Consider the following 17,791-nt stretch of genomic DNA (forward strand, 5'->3'; position numbering starts at 1 on the left):
TACAGGGAATACATTTGAGTTCAAAGTATTGCGCAGTACTGGATTCAATCCTGTGGCTGAAGGTCTTCCAGTTCTGTCTGGGCTTCTTGCAGTTCCTTGCGGGATTCGGCCAGTTTGTCTTTGCGCTTGTTGATTTTGTCCGGGTCGCCCTTGCTCATGGCTTTGCTCAGGTCAGACTCGCGCTTTTTGACTTCGCGCTTGGCGTCCAGCACCTTCTGTTCGTGTTCCTTGAGCAGCGAAGCTTCGGTGCAGTTCGCGTTGTTTTCGCTCAGGGCTTTTTCCAGACCGGCTTGCTGAGGCTTGTCGCCCTCGGTTTTTGCTTCTTCAATCTTTTTGCTGATTTCCTGACTTTTGACCACACATCCGCTGGCTTCCGGTGCTGTTTCAGCTGCCAGAAGCGGGGTCGCGAGCAGGCTGCAGCAGGTCAGCAGAACCAGTGGTGAAAAAACCTTCATATGAACTCCTTTTGAAAACCATAACGTCCGGGCTTGATGATTAAACGCCCGGCACTTTAAAAACCTGAAATACCCTGGGCTCGTAATTGCTCAGCCAAGGCTTGAACCTGAGGATGCTGGAAGAAGGCGACCAACTGACTGGCACGACCCGAGCCTATGCCCGGCTCCATTTGCCATTGCTGCGCCGTTCTCTTCTCCAACTCACTCCACTGCTCGCCCAGATGAGCATTCCCCGTGGGCGGCAGGCCGATAGCCTTTAGCCACAAAGCAAACGGCCTGGTGCGAGCCTCCTGCAAACTGTCGAGCAGTTTAGCGCTGCTGCGCTCACCGAGCCCGGAAATGTTAGCAAGCTGTTCTTTTTCAAGGGTCAGCCAGTCGAGCAAACCGTTGATTTTCCCGGCGCTGATCAGGTTGTCCCACGTACCTGGACCGACTCCGGTCAGCGCCAGACCTTTCTTGCCGCTGAGCCAGGCAAGTCTTGCGCGAAACTGGCTTTCACAGCCTGGGCCGGGTTGCCAGCAACTGAGGGCATGAAAGTCTTTGGCCTCGGGAATCTGCAAGTCGCTGCGCTCGACACTGCGTGACACGACGCTGTCCAGTCGCGGGATGGTCAGGCCTGCAAGACTCACCGACACTTGATCGCCGGGTCTTATATCCAGCGTCTGCCAGCGTTGCAGCGAACCCACACTGATGCGACTGATCTGCCGGTCATCCAGGCGCACAGGCTCCAACTCCAGCACGGGGGTTATCTTGCCGCTACGGCCGATGTTGAAGTTGACCTTGCGCACTTCCGCCAGCGCTTGAGCAAACGGGTATTTCCAGGCCGCGATCCAATAGGGTGCCTTGGCTTGCCAGCGCTGTACCGGTGGACGCTCCCCCTGACGGATGATGACGCCATCAGTAGCAAACGGCAGCGGGTTGCGATACCAGTGCTCGCGCCAGTGATACGCCTGAGCAAAGCTTTCCAGCGGCTGGCTGTATTGAGCGCTGTCACCGAAACCCAATGCGTTCAAGCCTGTCATGCGTTCGGTCATGGAGATCGGTCCCGCGGGCCAGTCCCACACGAACAAGCCGATCAGGTCGGCCTCTTCGGTGTGTAATTCGTTACGAGCCAGCATGCCGGCGACTTTGCTGCGCGCGTTCACACTCCCGGCCCGGGCTTGCACATGGTTTTCCAGACGCAGATATAACTCACCTTGCAGCACCAGGGTTTCCTGCCAGGGCAAGTGCGCAGGAATGGCTGCGATGTGTTGCGCGTGTCCGGTCCAGTCCTGTCCCGCAACGCCATCGCCGCGACTGATCACTTGAGCCAGTTCTCCGCGCTCATAGACCAGGGTTACCGCTACCCCATCAATCTTGGGTTGAATCCACAGGTCAGTGCGACCCTTGAGCCAGTCGCGCACTGCGGCTTCATCGCTGAGCTTGTTGACGCCCGTGTGCGGAACAGGATGAGGAACCGTCCCTTTGGCAGTTTTCAGCGGGTTGTCGGCTTCGCTTGTTGGTTTGGCAAAACATGATCGCCAGAACTCAAGCCGCTGGCGGGATTGGTCATAAATTTCATCGGCAATCAGCGAAATGCCTTGGCGGTGATAGCTGTCATCCCAGGCGGCGATTTGTGTTTGCAGGGTGGTGATTGAGTGCCGGGCTTTGGCGGGCGTCCAGTCGGGGCATGAGCTGGCATGGGTCGTAAGGCTGGCGATCATGAGGGTGATTGCGGTCAATATGCGCATCGAAGCATCCTTGCTTGAAGAGGTGCAGGTGAGGCTAGCCAGCGCTGGATGACATGTCTGGTTGCGCTGATTACTGAATCATTCAGCCAGTACAGATGGGGCTTTTTTGATGCGCGACTGTGTCTTTGAAGAGTGAAAAGCTGCCTGCACTATTACGATTCTCTTATCCAAGTGCTGATGGTGATTCATGGATATCTCGACTCTGGCGGTTTTCGTACCGGCCTGTTTTGCGCTGAACATGGCGCCCGGCCCCAACAACCTGCTTTCGATCAGTAACGCGACCCGTTATGGCTTTGCCCGGGCCTGTATTGGCGGGCTGGGGCGTTTGCTGGCCTTCGCCATCATGATTGCGCTGGCGGCGGTGGGGCTGACTGCGGTGCTGCACACGTCGGAGTGGTTGTTCCATGCGATCAAGATCATCGGTGCGGCGTACCTGTTTTATCTGGCAGTGCAGTTGTGGCGGGCGAGCCCTGAGGAAGAGGGCGGAGTGATCGGTTCGGGCAAGGGCCTGTTCAGTCTGGCGCGACAGGAGTTTCTGGTGGCTATCGGTAATCCGAAGGCGATTCTGTTGTTTACCGCTTTCCTGCCGCAGTTCGTAGATCAGGCTGGGTCCGTGACGGAGCAGTTCGCGGTACTCGGCGTTTTGTTTCTGGTGCTGGAATGCCTCGCGATTGCGATCTATGCCTGGATGGGCCTTCACGCCCGCCGACTGTTTGCGCGGCCCAGTGGCAAGCGATTGTTCAATCGTGTGTGTGCGGGTTTGCTGGCCAGTGCGGCTTCGGTGTTGTTGGTGGCCAGAAGGGCTTAGAAACTGAAATGGAATTTCCTGTAGGAGCTGCCGAAGGCTGCGAATGTATTCTTCTGACACACTGCCATCGCAGCCTTCGGCAGCTCCTACAGGTCCCGGATTTAACTGGCTAAAACCAAAAAGCCCCTGACGACCTCGGTCGCCAGGAGCTTTTTGTTACGCCTGAAACTTAAAGCGTATTACAGACCGGCAGCGGCGCGCAGGGCGTCGGCACGGTCGGTTTTTTCCCAAGTGAACGTGGTGAACGTATCGTTACCAACGGTCTTGGTTTGCGGCGTGCGACCGAAGTGGCCGTAGGCTGCGGTTTCCTGATACATCGGGTGCAGCAGGTCGAGCATGGTGGTGATCGCGTATGGGCGCAGGTCGAAGATGTCGCGGACCAGTTTGATGATCTTGTCATCGCTGATCTTGCCGGTGCCGAAGGTGTTCAACGAGATCGAAGTCGGTTGTGCGACGCCGATAGCGTAGGAAACCTGAATCTCGCAGCGCTCGGCCAGGCCAGCGGCAACGATGTTCTTGGCAACATAACGGCCAGCGTAAGCAGCCGAACGGTCAACCTTGGATGGATCCTTGCCGGAGAACGCGCCACCGCCGTGACGGGCCATGCCGCCGTAGCTGTCGACGATGATCTTGCGACCGGTCAGACCACAGTCACCTACCGGGCCGCCGATGATGAACTGGCCAGTCGGGTTGATGTGGAACTGGGTGTCCTTGTGCAGCAGCTCAGCTGGCAGCACGTGCTTGACGATCAATTCCATCACGCCTTCGCGCAGATCGTTGTAGGAAACTTCAGGGTTGTGCTGGGTCGACAGAACGACGGCGTCGATGCCGACGACTTTGCCGTTCTCATAGCTGCAAGTCACTTGCGACTTGGCATCCGGGCGCAGCCAAGGCAGCAGGCCGGATTTACGGGCTTCAGCCTGACGCTTCACCAACTGGTGCGAGAACGCGATTGGCGCAGGCATCAGTTCAGCAGTTTCGTTGCTGGCGTAGCCGAACATCAGGCCCTGGTCGCCAGCGCCCTGATCTTCAGGCTTGGCACGGTCAACACCCTGGTTGATGTCAGGGGACTGCTTGCCGATGATGTTCATCACGCCGCAGGTAGCACCGTCGAAACCGACGTCGGAGCTGGTGTAGCCGATGTCGCTGATCACATCACGAACGATCTGCTCGAGGTCAACCCAGGCGCTGGTAGTCACTTCGCCAGCGACGATGGCAACACCGGTCTTGACCAGGGTTTCAACGGCTACGCGAGCGTGTTTGTCCTGAGCAATGATTGCATCCAGAACCGCATCGGAAATCTGGTCGGCGATTTTGTCTGGGTGCCCTTCGGACACGGACTCGGAGGTGAAAAGGGAGTATTCGCTCATCTCTACGGGTTTCCTGAATTTTACCGATGGTGAGTGTTGCCAGCCGGTCGCTGAAAATGGCGGACCTGAATCTGGAAACCATTACGTAAGCCTACATAGAGGCTTTCCCCGGGAACTAGCCCCGCAGCGATGGCCCAACGGGCCAGATCTTCCTGTTCAAACCCTAACCAGAGATCGCCACAGGCCTCCTTGGCCCAGCTCTGATCGTGGCTACACAAGTCTGTCACTAACAGGCTACCGCCCGGTTGCAACAGAGTTGCCAGTTGTTTGAGTGCATCTGCCGGTGCAGCGAAATGGTGCAGTACCATGTTAAGCACCACGCAATCGGCGCTGACATCCACGGCATTCAGTACATCGGCGAGTTTCAGTTCTACATTAGCCAATGCCTGTGCAGCGCAAAGCTGACGGGCTATTTCCAGCATCGCCGGGCTGTTGTCCAGCGCCGTCACGTGCCGAAAGCGCCGTGCCAGGTCTGGCAGAAACCCGCCATCTCCCGGCCCGACTTCCAGAGCCGTCGCTTGTGGCCCGAAGTTCAGCTTGTCCAGCAACGACAGCAGGCTTTCCCGATACTGGGCAAGCCCGGCGATCAAGTCTTGCTGGGCGCGAAACTTTTCCGCCGTACGGGCGAAGAAATCCTGACTGGCGTTGGCCCGTTGACGATGCACCAGGCCGATACGCGACTGCACATCGCCGGGCAGAGCCAGCATGTCGACTTCATCCAGTATGGCTGCATGCAATCTGCCACCCGGTTGTCCGGTATGGGGCAGGGCGCGTCGGTAGAAAATGGCATTGCCTTCGCGTCGCGTTGCAACCAGATCCGCCTGGGCCAGCACCTTGAGATGGTGGCTCATGCCGGACTGACCAATGGCAAATATCTGCGCCAGTTCCAGCACGCCGAACGAGTCGTTGGCCAATGCGCGCAATACATTCAATCGCAGCGGGTCGCCGCCGGCCTTGCACAAGGCAGAAAGGTCGTCGCTGTCGTCGTGGCGAATTGCAGGTACGCGCAGGTTCATAGGGCTGGCAGTCTAGTTAGCGACCGGGTATGTCGCAAGGGCAATATCAAAAAGTTTTGATATTGGTTGATGGGCGGCCAGTTCAGGGCTGCCTGGGCCGTTGTTCCGGGGCGGGAGTGCATCGTGGATGAACAAATAACGAAGCGCGGGCAGGAAAAACAACCACAAGCCGCTATCTTTCATTGCTCCCAGGCAGTGCCTGAGGGAAAATGCTCGCCTTTTTCAGATCCATTCTTTTCCAGTTCTCAGGAGATCAGCGATGCCCAGCCGTCGTGAGCGTGCCAACGCCATTCGTGCACTCAGCATGGATGCCGTGCAAAAAGCCAACAGCGGCCATCCCGGTGCCCCTATGGGTATGGCGGATATCGCCGAAGTACTTTGGCGCGACTATCTGAAGCACAACCCGAGCAACCCGGCTTTCGCCGACCGTGACCGTTTCATCATGTCCAACGGTCATGGTTCGATGCTGGTTTACTCGTTGTTGCACCTGACCGGTTATGACCTGTCCATCGAAGACCTGAAAAATTTTCGCCAGCTGCACAGCCGCACGCCGGGTCACCCGGAATTCGGTTACACCCCGGGCGTAGAGACCACCACCGGCCCACTGGGTCAGGGTTTCGCCAACGCCGTGGGTTTCGCGGTTGCAGAGAAAACGCTGGCGGCCCAGTTCAACCGTCCAGGCCACAACATCGTTGACCACCACACCTACGTGTTCATGGGTGATGGCTGCATGATGGAAGGCATCTCCCACGAAGTCGGCTCGCTGGCCGGCACGTTGGGTCTGAACAAACTGATCGCTTTCTACGACGACAACGGCATCTCCATCGATGGCGAAGTTGAAGGCTGGTTCACCGATGACACGCCGAAGCGCTTCGAGTCCTACGGCTGGCTGGTCATCCGCAATGTTGATGGCCACGATGCCGAAGAAATCAAGATTGCCATCGACACCGCTCGTAAAAGCGACAAGCCGACGCTGATCTGCTGCAAGACCACGATTGGTTTCGGTTCGCCGAACAAGCAAGGCAAGGAAGAGTCCCACGGCGCTCCGCTGGGTGCTGAAGAAATCGCCTTGACCCGTGCTGCCCTGAAATGGACTCACGGTCCATTCGACATTCCGGCTGACATCTACGCTGAGTGGAACTGCAAAGAGAAAGGCCTGGCGACCGAAGCCGACTGGGATCAGCGTTTCGCTGCCTACTCCGCCGAATTCCCTGAGCTGGCCAACGAGCTGATCCGTCGCATGAGCGGCGAGCTGCCAGCTGACTTTGCGGAAAAATCCGCTGCCTACGTTGCTGAAGTCAACGCCAAGGGCGAAACCATCGCCAGCCGCAAGGCCAGCCAGAATGCACTGAGCGCTTTCGGTCCGTTGCTGCCTGAGTTCCTCGGCGGTTCGGCTGACCTGGCCGGTTCCAACCTGACCATCTGGAAAGGCTGCAAGAGCATCACCGGCGAAGACGCCAACGGCAACTACCTGCATTACGGCGTGCGCGAGTTCGGCATGGGCGCAATGATGAACGGTATCGCCCTGCACGGCGGCTTCGTCCCTTACGGCGCGACCTTCCTGATCTTCATGGAATACGCCCGCAATGCGGTGCGCATGTCCTCGCTGATGAAAAAGCGCGTGCTGTATGTGTTCACCCACGACTCCATCGGTCTGGGCGAAGACGGCCCGACGCACCAGCCGATCGAGCAACTGACCAGCCTGCGCACTACGCCGAATCTGGACACCTGGCGTCCTGCGGATGCTGTGGAATCGGCAGTGGCCTGGAAGTACTCCATCGAGCGCAACGACGGCCCGTCGGCGTTGATCTTCTCCCGTCAGAACCTGACTCACCAGGCTCGCGACGAAGCCCAACTGGCGGACATCGCTCGTGGTGGTTACGTGCTGCGTGACTGCGTTGGCGAACCAGAACTGATTCTGATCGCTACCGGTTCGGAAGTGGGTCTGGCCGTTCAGGCATTCGACAAACTCAGCGCTCAGGGTCGCAACGTGCGTGTGGTTTCCATGCCATGCACCAGCGTCTTCGATGCTCAGGATCCGGGCTACAAGCAAGCGGTTCTGCCGCTGCAAGTCAGCGCTCGTATCGCCATTGAAGCTGCTCATGCGGACTTCTGGTACAAGTACGTCGGTTTGGAAGGTCGCGTCATCGGCATGACCACCTTCGGCGAGTCGGCCCCTGCGCCAGCCCTGTTCGAAGAGTTCGGCTTCACCCTGGAAAACATCCTGGGTCAGGCTGAAGAACTGCTGGAAGACTGATAGCGATTTACCTGCTGAAGCGGACCCTTGTGGGAGCAGGGCTTGCCCGCGATAAGGTCACACGGTGCTTGAGACCGAGTTGACCTTATCGCGGGCAAGCGCGCTCCTACAGGTTCAGTTGAAACCCGTGAGAACCCCATGCCCCAGCACCGCCCTTACAAAGTTGCACTCAACGGTTACGGCCGTATTGGACGTTGCGTCGTGCGCGCGCTTTGCGAGCGAGGGGCCAAGGCCGGGTTTGAAGTGGTTGCCATAAACGATCTGGCCGACATGGCCAGTCTCGAATACCTCACGCGCTTTGACTCCACACACGGCCGGTTCCCCGGCGAAGTGCGGGTCGAAGGGCAATACCTGCACATCAATGATCACAAGATCAGAGTGCTGCGCAGCGAGACGCCGGAAGGCGTCGACTGGGCGGCGCTGGAAGTTGATCTGGTGCTCGAATGTTCAGGCGTCTACAACACCCGTGAAGACGGCCAGCGCTTCATTGACGCTGGCGCGCCACGGGTGCTGTTTTCCCAGCCGATGGCCAGCGAAGTCGACGTCGACGCCACGATTGTGTTCGGCGTCAATCAGCAGAAGCTGACGGGGCGCGAGCTGTTGGTTTCCGCCGCATCCTGCACCACCAACTGCAGCGTGCCCTTGCTGCGTCTGCTGGATCAGGCTGTCGGGCTGGAATACGTCACTATCACCACGATCCACTCGGCGATGAACGATCAGCCGGTGATAGACGCCTATCACCATGAGGATCTACGCCGTACGCGGTCGGCTTTCCAGTCGATTATTCCGGTGTCCACTGGTCTGGCGCGCGGTATTGAGCGGCTGCTTCCGGAACTTGCGGGCCGAATTCAGGCCAAAGCAGTTCGCGTGCCGACGGTAAACGTGTCCTGCCTCGATATCACTTTGCAAACCGCGCGTGATACCGATGCCCTCGAGATCAACCGCCTGCTCCGCGAGGCCGCCACCAGTGGCCCGTTGAAAGGACTGTTGGCCTACACCGAGTTGCCGCACGCCAGTTGTGATTTCAACCATGACCCTCATTCGGCCATCGTTGATGCGAGTCAGACGCGAGTTTCCGGCCCGAGGCTGGTCAACGTGCTGGCCTGGTTCGATAACGAATGGGGCTTTGCCAATCGAATGCTTGACGTCGCTGAGCACTTTTTGCGCGTCGCAGACCCACAACATTAAAAACAGGGATTCACTCATGACCGTGTTGAAGATGACCGAGCTCGACCTGCAAGGTAAGCGTGTATTGATTCGCGAAGACCTCAACGTCCCGATCAAGGACGGCAAAGTCAGCAGTGATGCGCGCATCCTGGCGTCGTTGCCAACCATCAAGCTCGCGCTGGAAAAGGGCGCAGCCGTGATGGTCTGCTCGCATCTGGGTCGTCCAGTCGAAGGTGAGTTCTCTGCCGAGAACAGCCTCAAGCCGGTTGCTGAATACCTGAGCAAGGCTCTGGGCCGTGAAGTGCCACTGGTTTCTGACTATCTGGACGGTGTTGACGTTAAAGCGGGCGACATCGTGCTTTTCGAAAACGTACGCTTCAACAAGGGCGAGAAAAAGAACGCTGACGAGCTGGCGCAGAAATACGCTGCCCTGTGCGACGTCTTCGTGATGGACGCTTTTGGCACCGCCCACCGCGCTGAGGGCTCGACCCATGGTGTGGCCAAATTCGCCAAAGTCGCTGCAGCAGGCCCGCTGCTGGCTGCAGAGCTGGAGGCGCTGGGCAAAGCCCTCGGCGCTCCGGCCCAGCCAATGGCCGCCATCGTTGCCGGTTCCAAGGTATCTACCAAGCTCGACGTGCTCAATAGCCTGAGCGCCATCTGCAACCAGTTGATCGTCGGTGGCGGTATTGCCAATACGTTCCTGGCTGCGGCAGGCCACAAGGTTGGCAAATCGCTGTACGAGCCGGACCTGCTTGATACCGCCCGTGAAATCGCCGCCAAGGTCAGCGTGCCGTTGCCGGTGGACGTAGTCGTAGCCAAAGAGTTCGCTGAAAGCGCAGCCGCAACGGTCAAGTTGATTGCCGACGTTGCTGATGACGATATGATTCTGGATATCGGCCCGCAAACTGCAGCGCACTTCGCCGAATTGTTGAAATCTTCCAAGACTATTCTGTGGAACGGCCCGGTAGGTGTGTTTGAGTTTGACCAGTTCGGCGAAGGCACCAAGACCTTGGCTAAAGCCATTGCCGAAAGCTCGGCGTTCTCCATCGCAGGCGGTGGCGACACGCTGGCGGCGATCGACAAATATGGCGTAGCGGATCAAATCTCCTACATTTCTACCGGTGGTGGCGCATTCCTGGAATTTGTCGAAGGCAAAGTCCTGCCAGCCGTGGAAGTGCTGGAACAACGTGCCAAGGCCTGAGGATCAGGCTTTGCAAAAGGGAAATGAAATGCTCAGGCCGTTACCACTGCTCATGATTGCTGCACTGCTCGCTGGCTGCGCCAGCAAGCCGGAGGCCGACGAGGTTGTGCGCGAGCCTGCGCTGGTTCAATTGAGCTGCTATCAGGCGAACTGGCAGGCCGAAACCGTGCCGGTGATCTATAAGCGCGGCGGTGAAGCGGTGCTGGATAAGTACGAGTTCATGCCTAATCTCGGGCCAGTGGCCTGTCGTTAAGCGTTGATCGCAGGGATGAGTTTGGCAACATCTTGGGCCAGCGGTGGTCACTTAAGGGTGGATAACTCTTTTTGAACAAGGAATTTCGCCATGAAGATCGCCGCCGTTGCCCTGTTGAGTTGTGTGATGTTTGCCGGATGCAGCAATTCTGGCCCGCGTGCCAAGGCTTGTGAAGTATTCAGCCCGGCGTCCGTAAACGTGCCGACGACCCAGAGTTCTCAACGGGTTGAAGCGCTGGCTACGGGTGAACCGGCCGATGATCGGAATCAGGAACAGAACTGCCCCTGAAGGTTGAAGCGACTGGCATGAGCCCCGCTTCCCGGGGCGGGCCAGGAGAAGTAATGAAAGGCTTGATTGCCCTTGCGACATTTGCAGTGCTTGGTGGTTGCGCCAGCATGAAGGCTCCGGAAACGGGTAATACCTGGACAAGTTGGGTTTGCGACAGCAAGGCTCAGGTCCATTGGCGTTACGTTGACAAGGCCAAGGCCAAGGCCGAAGTCGATGTACGTTTGAATGAAAGCGATCAGGTCTTCCGGCTGACTGCCGAGCCTGGTTCGCCATCGCTGTACAGTAATGGTGTGCTGGCTTTCCAGAACAAGGGCGACGAAGGCCTGGTGTACTGGGACGCTACAAACGATTTGATCGGGCGCGGTTGCAAGAAGCGTTGAAAAAGCTGCACCGATGATTCACCGCATAGCCTGCGGGCTCATGCGTAGAACTTTAATAGCAGCCGCCGCTACGGCAGGTTTGCACGATAACGACCCTACCGGGAGAGAGACAGACAATGGCACTTATCAGCATGCGCCAGATGTTGGACCACGCAGCCGAATTCGGTTATGGCGTCCCAGCTTTCAACGTGAACAACCTGGAACAAATGCGCGCCATTATGGAAGCGGCCGACAAGACCGATTCCCCGGTGATCGTTCAGGCCTCGGCCGGCGCCCGTAAATACGCTGGCGCGCCGTTCCTGCGTCACCTGATTCTGGCCGCGGTTGAAGAGTTCCCGCATATCCCGGTGGTCATGCACCAGGATCACGGCACCAGCCCTGATATCTGCCAGCGTTCGATTCAGCTGGGCTTCAGCTCGGTGATGATGGACGGCTCGCTGGGCGTGGACGGCAAAACGCCGACCACCTACGAGTATAACGTTGAAGTGACCCGTCGCGTGGTTGCTTTTGCTCACGCCTGTGGCGTTTCGGTTGAAGGTGAACTGGGTGTTCTGGGCTCGCTGGAAACCGGTATGGCTGGCGAAGAAGACGGCGTTGGCGCTGAAGGCATGCTCGATCACAGCCAGATGCTGACCGATCCGGAAGAAGCCGCTGACTTCGTCAAGAAAACCCAGGTTGATGCACTGGCTATCGCCATCGGCACCAGCCACGGTGCTTACAAGTTCACCAAGCCGCCTACCGGTGACATCCTGGCGATTGATCGCATCAAGGAAATCCACAAGCGCATCCCGAACACTCACCTTGTGATGCACGGTTCGTCTTCGGTCCCGCAAGAGTGGTTGAAAATCATCAACCAGTACGGCGGCGAGATCAAAGAAACCTACGGCGTACCAGTCGAAGAGATCGTTGAAGGCATCAAGCACGGCGTGCGCAAGGTCAACATCGACACCGACCTGCGTCTGGCCTCCACCGGTGCTATCCGTGAGTTTATGGCCAAGAACCCGGGCGAGTTCGACCCACGTAAGTACCTGGCCAAGACTGTAACGGCCATGCGTGACGTGTGTATCGCTCGCTACGAAGCGTTCGGTACTGCTGGCAACGCATCGAAGATCAAGCCAGTGTCTCTGGACGCGATGTTCGAGCGCTATGCTCGCGGCGAACTGGATGCCAAGATCAACTGAGTGATGGTTGATTGAGCAATGAAAAAGCCCGCAGCAATGCGGGCTTTTTTGTGGGGGCGTTTAGGAGGTCGTTTCCTTGTCGATGGGAGTGTGAGTGTTTTAACGCTGCCAGGAAACTTAAGTTACATCTTTGGCCAGTCCGGCATTTAGATTGGCTGATACATAACTGCGCCTGCTTCATTCTTTTGCCGATATAGATATTGATCTGTCTCAAAAAGGAAATGAAGATGGCTATTAATATCAGCGGTGCGGGTTCAATCACCTATGTGCCAATGGAATATGTATTCAAAATAAAACAACCAGAGATGGTAGAAAACGAATACACGGTAAATGATGACGAGGCGGCGCGAGAAATCATGAAGAATGTCGGGATTGTGGATCTCGACGGTCTAAAGTCGCTTCTCGAGGGGCTGGACATGACTTCAATCAGTACACGAGAGCTGAGTAGTTTGTGTGCGGGCCTCAATAAGTTGGGCTTTAACGATGTAAGCGCTTATTTTTTTCTGGCTGAAGGGAATGAGGATTCAGGATTTGACGGAAGATCTCGTAACCTGGATGTCAAGTTCAATGCAATCCCTTTGGTCTACGAGAAACTCCAAGGGCAAATTGACTTTGCTGCCACAGAAGGGCTGAAGGGCGACAAGGCGTATGGTCGAATTTTGAGTGGCATTGCCAATGCGAATCATATAGTCGCCGCACTCTCCTATTTCGTGAAAACTGCACATAAACTCCCCTCAATAAATGAGCAAGCATGATCTGCAGATCAATGCGCCTTTGCCTGAGCGCCGGCGCATTGACAGGCAGTTATCGTGTTATGGCTATGCTACCGTTGTAGGCCCAAGGGGTTTCATGATGGTTCTGATGTTTAACCCTGAAGGTGCCCTCGGTCGTTACCTGCGAGATATATCCACCGGAAGATTCAGCGATGGGTCGCCACTGTCCATTCTCCAGTTTCTCAATACGCATTAACGGTGCGAAACCTCCATTTTCGGATCGAACCTTGGATACGATCAACACCGAACGACAGGTAGGTCCATTAGCGATTGTGACCGGTCCATAGGAAACCACGGTTTTATTTGCAGGGATAACACCCGAGTAAGGATTGCTGATAGTCAGGCAAGCGGCTTCAGCTTGTGACGCCAGTGCCAGGGTGACCAAGGATGCTAGTAATGTCTTTTTCATAATGTTCTCGCTTAATATAAGTCGGTTGAAGTTGTGTTATTGAATTCGAACGAATCCACGCGGGAAATTTATTCCGCAGGTAGGAAGGTTCTTTGATGTGAGGCGTTATTTGTAGGATGTTTCTTACATGTATTTATTCTTTTCCGTTTTTGAGGTGTGACTGCACGTAATCTTTTTCTGATTAGAAAATCAACCCTTAAACTGAAAGTTTATCCGAAAGGATGGTGCGCACGCGAAAGTGGCCTTTGCAGGCTGACATTGAGACGTGATTTATTTGTTTGATACAGCGAAAGACTGGTAGGACCGAATTTATTCGGGAAAGCTATATTTCAGGCGGCACAGAGGCTGCGGATGTCCCAGCCCCTTCGCGAATGAATTCGCTCCCACCGGAATTGTGCTGGCGCTCGTGATTTGGTTTCTTCACTCACGAATTTATCGCCTGAATTGACGCTACCGCGAGCAAGCTCATTCAGCGAAATGCAAATCAATGGGTTGAAATGTATTTTTTGTAGGAGCTGCCGAAGGCTGCGAAGCATTTCTCCTGATACAACGCCATCGCAGCCTTCGGCAGCTACAGGTTCAATGTTTAAACCGATGACGCCTCGGTTGTACTCACTGTCCCTGCCTCACCCGAAGCCAGCGGCGGCGCCGTGACGATGGATTTCAGGTCAATTTGGCTCTGCACCAACTTGTCGATGTCCGGCTTGGGGCGCTGCAGCTCCGGGTTGCTCTCGGTCGCCCGCTCTATCTGTTCGCCACACGCCAGCAGATAGGCGTCAGCGCGGAATGCGCCCACTACTTGCAGGCCGAATGGCATGCCTTTGTGGTCAACGCCACAGGGCAGCGACAGGGCGGGGTTGGTCGCCAGCGTGACGACATAGGTCAGGGCCAGCCAGCGGTAATAATTCGCCAGCTCTTTGCCATTGATGCTCTTCAGGTAAAGGTCTTGCCAAGGGAAGGGCGACACAGGCGTGGTGGGCGACAGTATCAGGTCGTAGTCCTCGAAAAGTGCCTGGAAGCGGCGATAGATCCGGGTCTGTTCCGTGGCGGCCCAAGCGCAGTCTTCCAGGGTCATGCGCATGCCCATTTCGTAGTTGGCGCGCGGGTTTTCGCCCAGGGAGTTCGGATCTCGCAGATATGCGTCGCGAGTGCCTGCGACAAAGCTTTCAGCCCTTAAAACATCGAAGCAACGATCCGTTTCACCAAGCTCCATCTGCACTTCATCGCAACTGCGAAACAAGAGTCGCAAGGCGTCGATTTTGCGGCGGAACACCTGACGAATATTGTCATCCACGTCGCAGCAACCGAAGTCTTCGGTGTAGCCGACACGCAAGGTGCCAAGGTCAACGTCTGGCAGCGCGCTGAAGAGGTTTTTGTCGACCTCGTAGCTCAGCGGTTCGCTTACGTGGAAACCGGCCGTAGCTTGCAGTTGCAGCAGCGTGTCAGCCACTGTGCGCCCCATGGGTCCGACGACCGAGATGGGTGTCCAGCCCAGCAGGCGTCTTTCGCTGGGTACCAGGCCTGGAGAGGGGCGCAGGCCCACTACGCCGCATTTTGCTGCGGGGATGCGCAATGAGCCGCCCGTGTCCGAACCACTGCACAATGGCAGCATGTCGGTGGCCAGTGCAGCAGCCGAGCCACCGGATGAGCCTCCGGCATTGACTTCAGGGTTGAACGGGTTGCCTGTAGCGCCCCAGACGTCATTACGGGTGTTGGCACCTGCGCCCATTTCCGGCACGTTGGTCTTGCCGGTGACAATCGCCCCGGCGGCTCGCAGTCTGGCTACGAGTGTGTTGTCTTTGGCCGGAATGTTATTGCGGTAAAGTGGCGAGCCGTAGGTGGTCAGCAGACCCGCTGTGGCTTCCAGATCCTTGATGCCAATCGGCAAGCCATGCAGCAAGCCAAGAGGTTGCCCCGACAACACCGCTTGCTCGGCTTCGCGCGCCTGCTCACGGGCTTGATCGAAGCAGGTGGCGGTCACGGCATTGACGTAGGGATTGACCCGCTCGATGCGCTCGATGCACGCGTCCATCAATTCCACAGGGGAAATCTGTTTGCTGCCGATCAGGCGGCGCAACTCAACGGCGGTTTTTTCCACAAGCTCATCGGGACGGCGCATTCGGAATACCTGGCAACAGTGATTGTTGCCTCGAATCTAGAGCAGACCGAGGCTTGCCACAATTTCAAGTTTTCGAATGTTTTATTGCTGTTTCGGCATGGGAGGTTTTGCTGTGCGAGACTGCTGTAGGAGCTGCCGAAGGCTGCGAAAGTATTTCTTCTGGCACACCGCGATCGCAGCCTTCGGCAGCTCCTACACAACCATGGCTCTGGGTTCGGATCACGAAGCCTTCTGGTCTCGCACCATCAACAACCGCGACGCATCGTTGTAATCAGCCTGGAAGGCAGGGCTGCTGATCCATTCGATGGCGGCATCTTCGTCTTCATCGTGGAACATTTCGCGGTAGGTGATCAGCAGGCCCATCATGAAGTCAGTGGCTTGCTCTTCGTCTTCCTCGGCAATGACCAGCGCAAGGACCGGGTATTGCAGGAACACGGCGCACATCGCCAATTGGCTGATGGACTGCGCTTGCTTCATGGTCTGGAACAGGTCGTCGAAGTCAGCCGGATCAAAGCCGTTTTCCACGATGTCTTTAAAGTCGAACGTGCTCAGATCAATTTCGACGTCATCGAAAGGCTGGTCGACCAGCGGTGATGCAAAAATCGGGTGCACCACTTTTTTGCCCGGCTTTTGCGAGCGGTTCTGCTTGGCCTTGGCTTTCGCCCGTTGGGCGCGTTTTTGCTGTTTATCTGGCGAAGCCATGAGCATGAGTCCTGTTGCGGCGAGTGATGACAGGCCGCTATTGAAGCGCAGAACTGTGTGAATCACCAAGGTCTGTGTTTTTTTACAGCGTCCGCACGCAGAGAGGCTCGTTGCTGGCGGCGCTGACGTTCATTCCCCTAAAGAGCGGCCACAGCTCGTCGGGGGTATCGACTGAAAGCTATCCGGTTGAAGGCGCGTTACCTCGTCGCGAGGTGCGTCAGCCGCGTTTATTGAGCGGGAGCTTGCTAGTCCGGTCTTTAGTGCTGCGCCTCTGAGGAGGGGCCTCTTTTCTCAAGGTCAGTAAACAAAACAGCTTTCACTAGCGACGAAACGATTCCACATTCCGTAGTGGCTAGCGCCCTGTCAATCCGGTCGTCAATTATGACCAATAGATCCTGACCGCCGGAGTATGGGCTGCTGATGACATCGCCGGCTTTGCGCATCACGCCGCCTGTGGCGTTAGCGTTCGGGTTGATGGCATCGACCAGTAAGTTGTCGAGTTGGAAATCAAAGTGATGTTCGCGTTGGGACATGCCTCGAACCTTGGGATTTAGCGTTAGCCTCGCGTTCGGTTTCCATTGGCGTAACAGCATCGCTACTTCGTCAATGAAGGTATTGGTGTCAACCGGTGCGCAGAGCGACTCCCTCTCATAGCTAATGACAGAAAGAATGCCCTCAAGGTAGCGAGCTATAAGCCTGGGTGCATCATCCTTGGGGCCGGACGCCTTGATCTCTCCGTCGTCACTGATACCCATCTCGAAAAGCTCGAGTCGGTTACGAATTGATGCCCAGCGACGCTTGTCGCCGACAGCAAGGCCAACCCCCGTCAGGTGCGCAAGGGTGTCGCCGTTGTCACTAAGTACCAGCGCATTACCGTGCTCAATTACGTAGAAGGCAACCGGCTCACCATCTGAGAATGAGAATGACGTGTCGACCTCGAGCACCGATCCGTGATGCCGTCCCTGAACAGACCTGCATTCAAAACCCAGATTATTCATCAGCCAGTTACATTCCATTATCGTCACCAAATGGGAAGGGCATCGCCGCGTCCAATGCGAGATTCACTCTAGTGCAAAAAAACTCCAGCCATCCGACGTAGTTTGTGCAGTCCATATCGCTTTGTACAGGCAGGATTCTGGATTCTCCAAGGTGCTCGTGCGGGCCAAAGAGCCGTGGCGGCCCATTGTGTGATCGCTTTGCTTTTGGCACGACTTCCAATTGGTAGATGCGCCGCTTTTTCTGTCTGCTCAGCCGGAACAGTGTGAACGTATATTTGCACCGGTCCGCAGTCAGGCCCACTCGCAAGTGGATTTCAACGGTCAGGCCCGGAATGCTCAACCCTTCTTCATCGACCGGGCGGAACGCTATTACCTTGAAGGCAAGGTTGGTCTCCTTCCCCTCAAATGAAAGCTCGCCTGCATAGGATTTGCGCAGCCTGATTAGCTCAATGTCATCCATTTCTTTGATGCTCTGGACCGATATCGATAGTTGGTTGCAGCTTGATCCTCGCTTGGTGAATTGCGCGACGATGAATCTGGCCAGCAGAATACGGAGCACGACCGGATTTTGCTGTCAGTCCATTCCGTTTCTGGCGTGTGGCTTTTCCCGATAGGGAGGAGGGCTTGAGGGGAAGACGCAGGGGGGGAGCAGGAGTGAGGCTTTACGATTTACAGGCAGCAAAC

The 17,791-nt window shown here is 56.5% G+C and carries 18 protein-coding genes; 9 read left to right on the top strand and 9 right to left on the bottom strand.

Going from position 1 to position 17,791, the window contains the following annotated elements; translation table 11 throughout:
* Positions 1 to 44 precede the first annotated feature (44 nt).
* Positions 45 to 455 (bottom strand): DUF1090 domain-containing protein, encoded by a 411-nt coding sequence (locus tag K3169_RS01955; RefSeq protein ID WP_027901294.1) that lies wholly within the window; start codon positions 453 to 455, stop codon positions 45 to 47.
* 56 nt (positions 456 to 511) lie between these two features.
* Positions 512 to 2,185 (bottom strand): NAD-dependent DNA ligase LigB, encoded by a 1,674-nt coding sequence (gene ligB / locus K3169_RS01960; RefSeq protein WP_263269762.1) that lies wholly within the window; start codon positions 2,183 to 2,185, stop codon positions 512 to 514.
* A gap of 187 nt (positions 2,186 to 2,372) precedes the next feature.
* Here ligB and K3169_RS01965 point away from each other — a divergent pair, with 187 nt between their 5' ends.
* Complete coding sequence (locus K3169_RS01965) at positions 2,373 to 2,993, top strand: LysE family translocator (RefSeq protein ID WP_263269763.1); 621 nt, start codon at positions 2,373 to 2,375, stop codon at positions 2,991 to 2,993.
* Positions 2,994 to 3,172: 179 nt separating this feature from the next.
* Here K3169_RS01965 and metK read toward each other — a convergent pair whose 3' ends face one another.
* Together metK and K3169_RS01975 are read right to left on the bottom strand one after the other, a co-directional pair.
* A complete protein-coding gene (gene metK, locus K3169_RS01970; protein ID WP_027901297.1) occupies positions 3,173 to 4,363 on the bottom strand; it encodes a methionine adenosyltransferase in 1,191 nt (396 codons plus the stop codon).
* 20 nt (positions 4,364 to 4,383) lie between these two features.
* Complete coding sequence (locus tag K3169_RS01975) at positions 4,384 to 5,379, bottom strand: ArsR/SmtB family transcription factor (protein WP_099267885.1); 996 nt, start codon at positions 5,377 to 5,379, stop codon at positions 4,384 to 4,386.
* Between the two features lie 259 nt (positions 5,380 to 5,638).
* On the opposite strand from K3169_RS01975, the gene tkt reads away from it, so the two are divergent.
* From tkt to K3169_RS02015, 8 genes are all read left to right on the top strand, one after another.
* Positions 5,639 to 7,636, top strand: a complete 1,998-nt coding sequence (tkt, locus tag K3169_RS01980) for a transketolase (protein WP_099267886.1) — start codon at positions 5,639 to 5,641, stop codon at positions 7,634 to 7,636.
* Between the two features lie 138 nt (positions 7,637 to 7,774).
* Positions 7,775 to 8,824, top strand: a complete 1,050-nt coding sequence (gene epd, locus K3169_RS01985) for an erythrose-4-phosphate dehydrogenase (protein ID WP_099267887.1) — start codon at positions 7,775 to 7,777, stop codon at positions 8,822 to 8,824.
* Positions 8,825 to 8,840: 16 nt separating this feature from the next.
* The gene (locus K3169_RS01990) at positions 8,841 to 10,004 is read left to right on the top strand and encodes a phosphoglycerate kinase (RefSeq protein ID WP_027901301.1); all 1,164 of its coding nucleotides are present in this window, start codon (positions 8,841 to 8,843) and stop codon (positions 10,002 to 10,004) included.
* A gap of 28 nt (positions 10,005 to 10,032) precedes the next feature.
* A complete protein-coding gene (locus K3169_RS01995; protein WP_027901302.1) occupies positions 10,033 to 10,257 on the top strand; it encodes a hypothetical protein in 225 nt (74 codons plus the stop codon).
* 90 nt (positions 10,258 to 10,347) lie between these two features.
* Complete coding sequence (locus tag K3169_RS02000; RefSeq protein WP_099267888.1) at positions 10,348 to 10,545, top strand: hypothetical protein; 198 nt, start codon at positions 10,348 to 10,350, stop codon at positions 10,543 to 10,545.
* 53 nt (positions 10,546 to 10,598) lie between these two features.
* Positions 10,599 to 10,925 carry an MliC family protein gene (locus K3169_RS02005; RefSeq protein ID WP_263269766.1) on the top strand — a complete coding sequence of 109 codons (327 nt, stop codon included), beginning with the start codon at positions 10,599 to 10,601 and terminating at the stop codon, positions 10,923 to 10,925.
* A 116-nt stretch (positions 10,926 to 11,041) separates the two neighbouring features.
* On the top strand, positions 11,042 to 12,106 hold the full coding sequence (gene fba / locus K3169_RS02010; protein WP_027901305.1) for a class II fructose-bisphosphate aldolase: 1,065 nt from the start codon (positions 11,042 to 11,044) through the stop codon (positions 12,104 to 12,106).
* Positions 12,107 to 12,333: 227 nt separating this feature from the next.
* Entirely contained in the window at positions 12,334 to 12,861 is a 528-nt protein-coding gene (locus K3169_RS02015) for a hypothetical protein (protein ID WP_099267889.1), read from the top strand.
* A gap of 49 nt (positions 12,862 to 12,910) precedes the next feature.
* On the opposite strand, the gene K3169_RS02020 is transcribed toward K3169_RS02015, so the two are convergent.
* The 5 genes from K3169_RS02020 to K3169_RS02040 all read right to left on the bottom strand — a co-directional run bounded on the left by K3169_RS02020 (position 12,911) and on the right by K3169_RS02040 (position 17,666).
* A complete protein-coding gene (locus tag K3169_RS02020; RefSeq protein ID WP_263269767.1) occupies positions 12,911 to 13,288 on the bottom strand; it encodes a hypothetical protein in 378 nt (125 codons plus the stop codon).
* A 586-nt stretch (positions 13,289 to 13,874) separates the two neighbouring features.
* A complete protein-coding gene (locus K3169_RS02025) occupies positions 13,875 to 15,407 on the bottom strand; it encodes an amidase (protein ID WP_263269768.1) in 1,533 nt (510 codons plus the stop codon).
* Positions 15,408 to 15,626: 219 nt separating this feature from the next.
* Positions 15,627 to 16,109, bottom strand: coding sequence for a hypothetical protein (locus tag K3169_RS02030; protein WP_263269769.1), 483 nt, complete (start codon positions 16,107 to 16,109; stop codon positions 15,627 to 15,629).
* A 257-nt stretch (positions 16,110 to 16,366) separates the two neighbouring features.
* A complete protein-coding gene (locus tag K3169_RS02035) occupies positions 16,367 to 17,125 on the bottom strand; it encodes a DUF1828 domain-containing protein (RefSeq protein WP_231677333.1) in 759 nt (252 codons plus the stop codon).
* Positions 17,115 to 17,666 carry a hypothetical protein gene (locus K3169_RS02040; RefSeq protein ID WP_263269770.1) on the bottom strand — a complete coding sequence of 184 codons (552 nt, stop codon included), beginning with the start codon at positions 17,664 to 17,666 and terminating at the stop codon, positions 17,115 to 17,117. Before K3169_RS02040 ends, K3169_RS02035 begins: the two co-directional genes overlap by 11 nt.
* Positions 17,667 to 17,791: the final 125 nt, after the last annotated feature.

Source organism: Pseudomonas phytophila (genome assembly GCF_025643095.1).
GTDB classification, from domain to species: Bacteria; Pseudomonadota; Gammaproteobacteria; order Pseudomonadales; family Pseudomonadaceae; genus Aquipseudomonas; species Aquipseudomonas quasicaspiana.

Coding starts and splice junctions, on each gene's coding strand:
- K3169_RS02025 (WP_263269768.1), bottom strand. CDS start 15,407: ATGCGCCGTCCCGATGAGCTTGTGGAAAAAACCGCCGTTGAGTTGCGC.
- K3169_RS01995 (WP_027901302.1), top strand. CDS start 10,033: ATGCTCAGGCCGTTACCACTGCTCATGATTGCTGCACTGCTCGCTGGC.
- K3169_RS02035 (WP_231677333.1), bottom strand. CDS start 17,125: ATGGAATGTAACTGGCTGATGAATAATCTGGGTTTTGAATGCAGGTCT.
- K3169_RS02030 (WP_263269769.1), bottom strand. CDS start 16,109: ATGGCTTCGCCAGATAAACAGCAAAAACGCGCCCAACGGGCGAAAGCC.
- fba (WP_027901305.1), top strand. CDS start 11,042: ATGGCACTTATCAGCATGCGCCAGATGTTGGACCACGCAGCCGAATTC.
- K3169_RS01965 (WP_263269763.1), top strand. CDS start 2,373: ATGGATATCTCGACTCTGGCGGTTTTCGTACCGGCCTGTTTTGCGCTG.
- K3169_RS02015 (WP_099267889.1), top strand. CDS start 12,334: ATGGCTATTAATATCAGCGGTGCGGGTTCAATCACCTATGTGCCAATG.
- epd (WP_099267887.1), top strand. CDS start 7,775: ATGCCCCAGCACCGCCCTTACAAAGTTGCACTCAACGGTTACGGCCGT.
- K3169_RS01975 (WP_099267885.1), bottom strand. CDS start 5,379: ATGAACCTGCGCGTACCTGCAATTCGCCACGACGACAGCGACGACCTT.
- K3169_RS02020 (WP_263269767.1), bottom strand. CDS start 13,288: ATGAAAAAGACATTACTAGCATCCTTGGTCACCCTGGCACTGGCGTCA.
- K3169_RS02005 (WP_263269766.1), top strand. CDS start 10,599: ATGAAAGGCTTGATTGCCCTTGCGACATTTGCAGTGCTTGGTGGTTGC.
- tkt (WP_099267886.1), top strand. CDS start 5,639: ATGCCCAGCCGTCGTGAGCGTGCCAACGCCATTCGTGCACTCAGCATG.
- K3169_RS01990 (WP_027901301.1), top strand. CDS start 8,841: ATGACCGTGTTGAAGATGACCGAGCTCGACCTGCAAGGTAAGCGTGTA.
- K3169_RS01955 (WP_027901294.1), bottom strand. CDS start 455: ATGAAGGTTTTTTCACCACTGGTTCTGCTGACCTGCTGCAGCCTGCTC.
- metK (WP_027901297.1), bottom strand. CDS start 4,363: ATGAGCGAATACTCCCTTTTCACCTCCGAGTCCGTGTCCGAAGGGCAC.
- ligB (WP_263269762.1), bottom strand. CDS start 2,185: ATGCGCATATTGACCGCAATCACCCTCATGATCGCCAGCCTTACGACC.
- K3169_RS02000 (WP_099267888.1), top strand. CDS start 10,348: ATGAAGATCGCCGCCGTTGCCCTGTTGAGTTGTGTGATGTTTGCCGGA.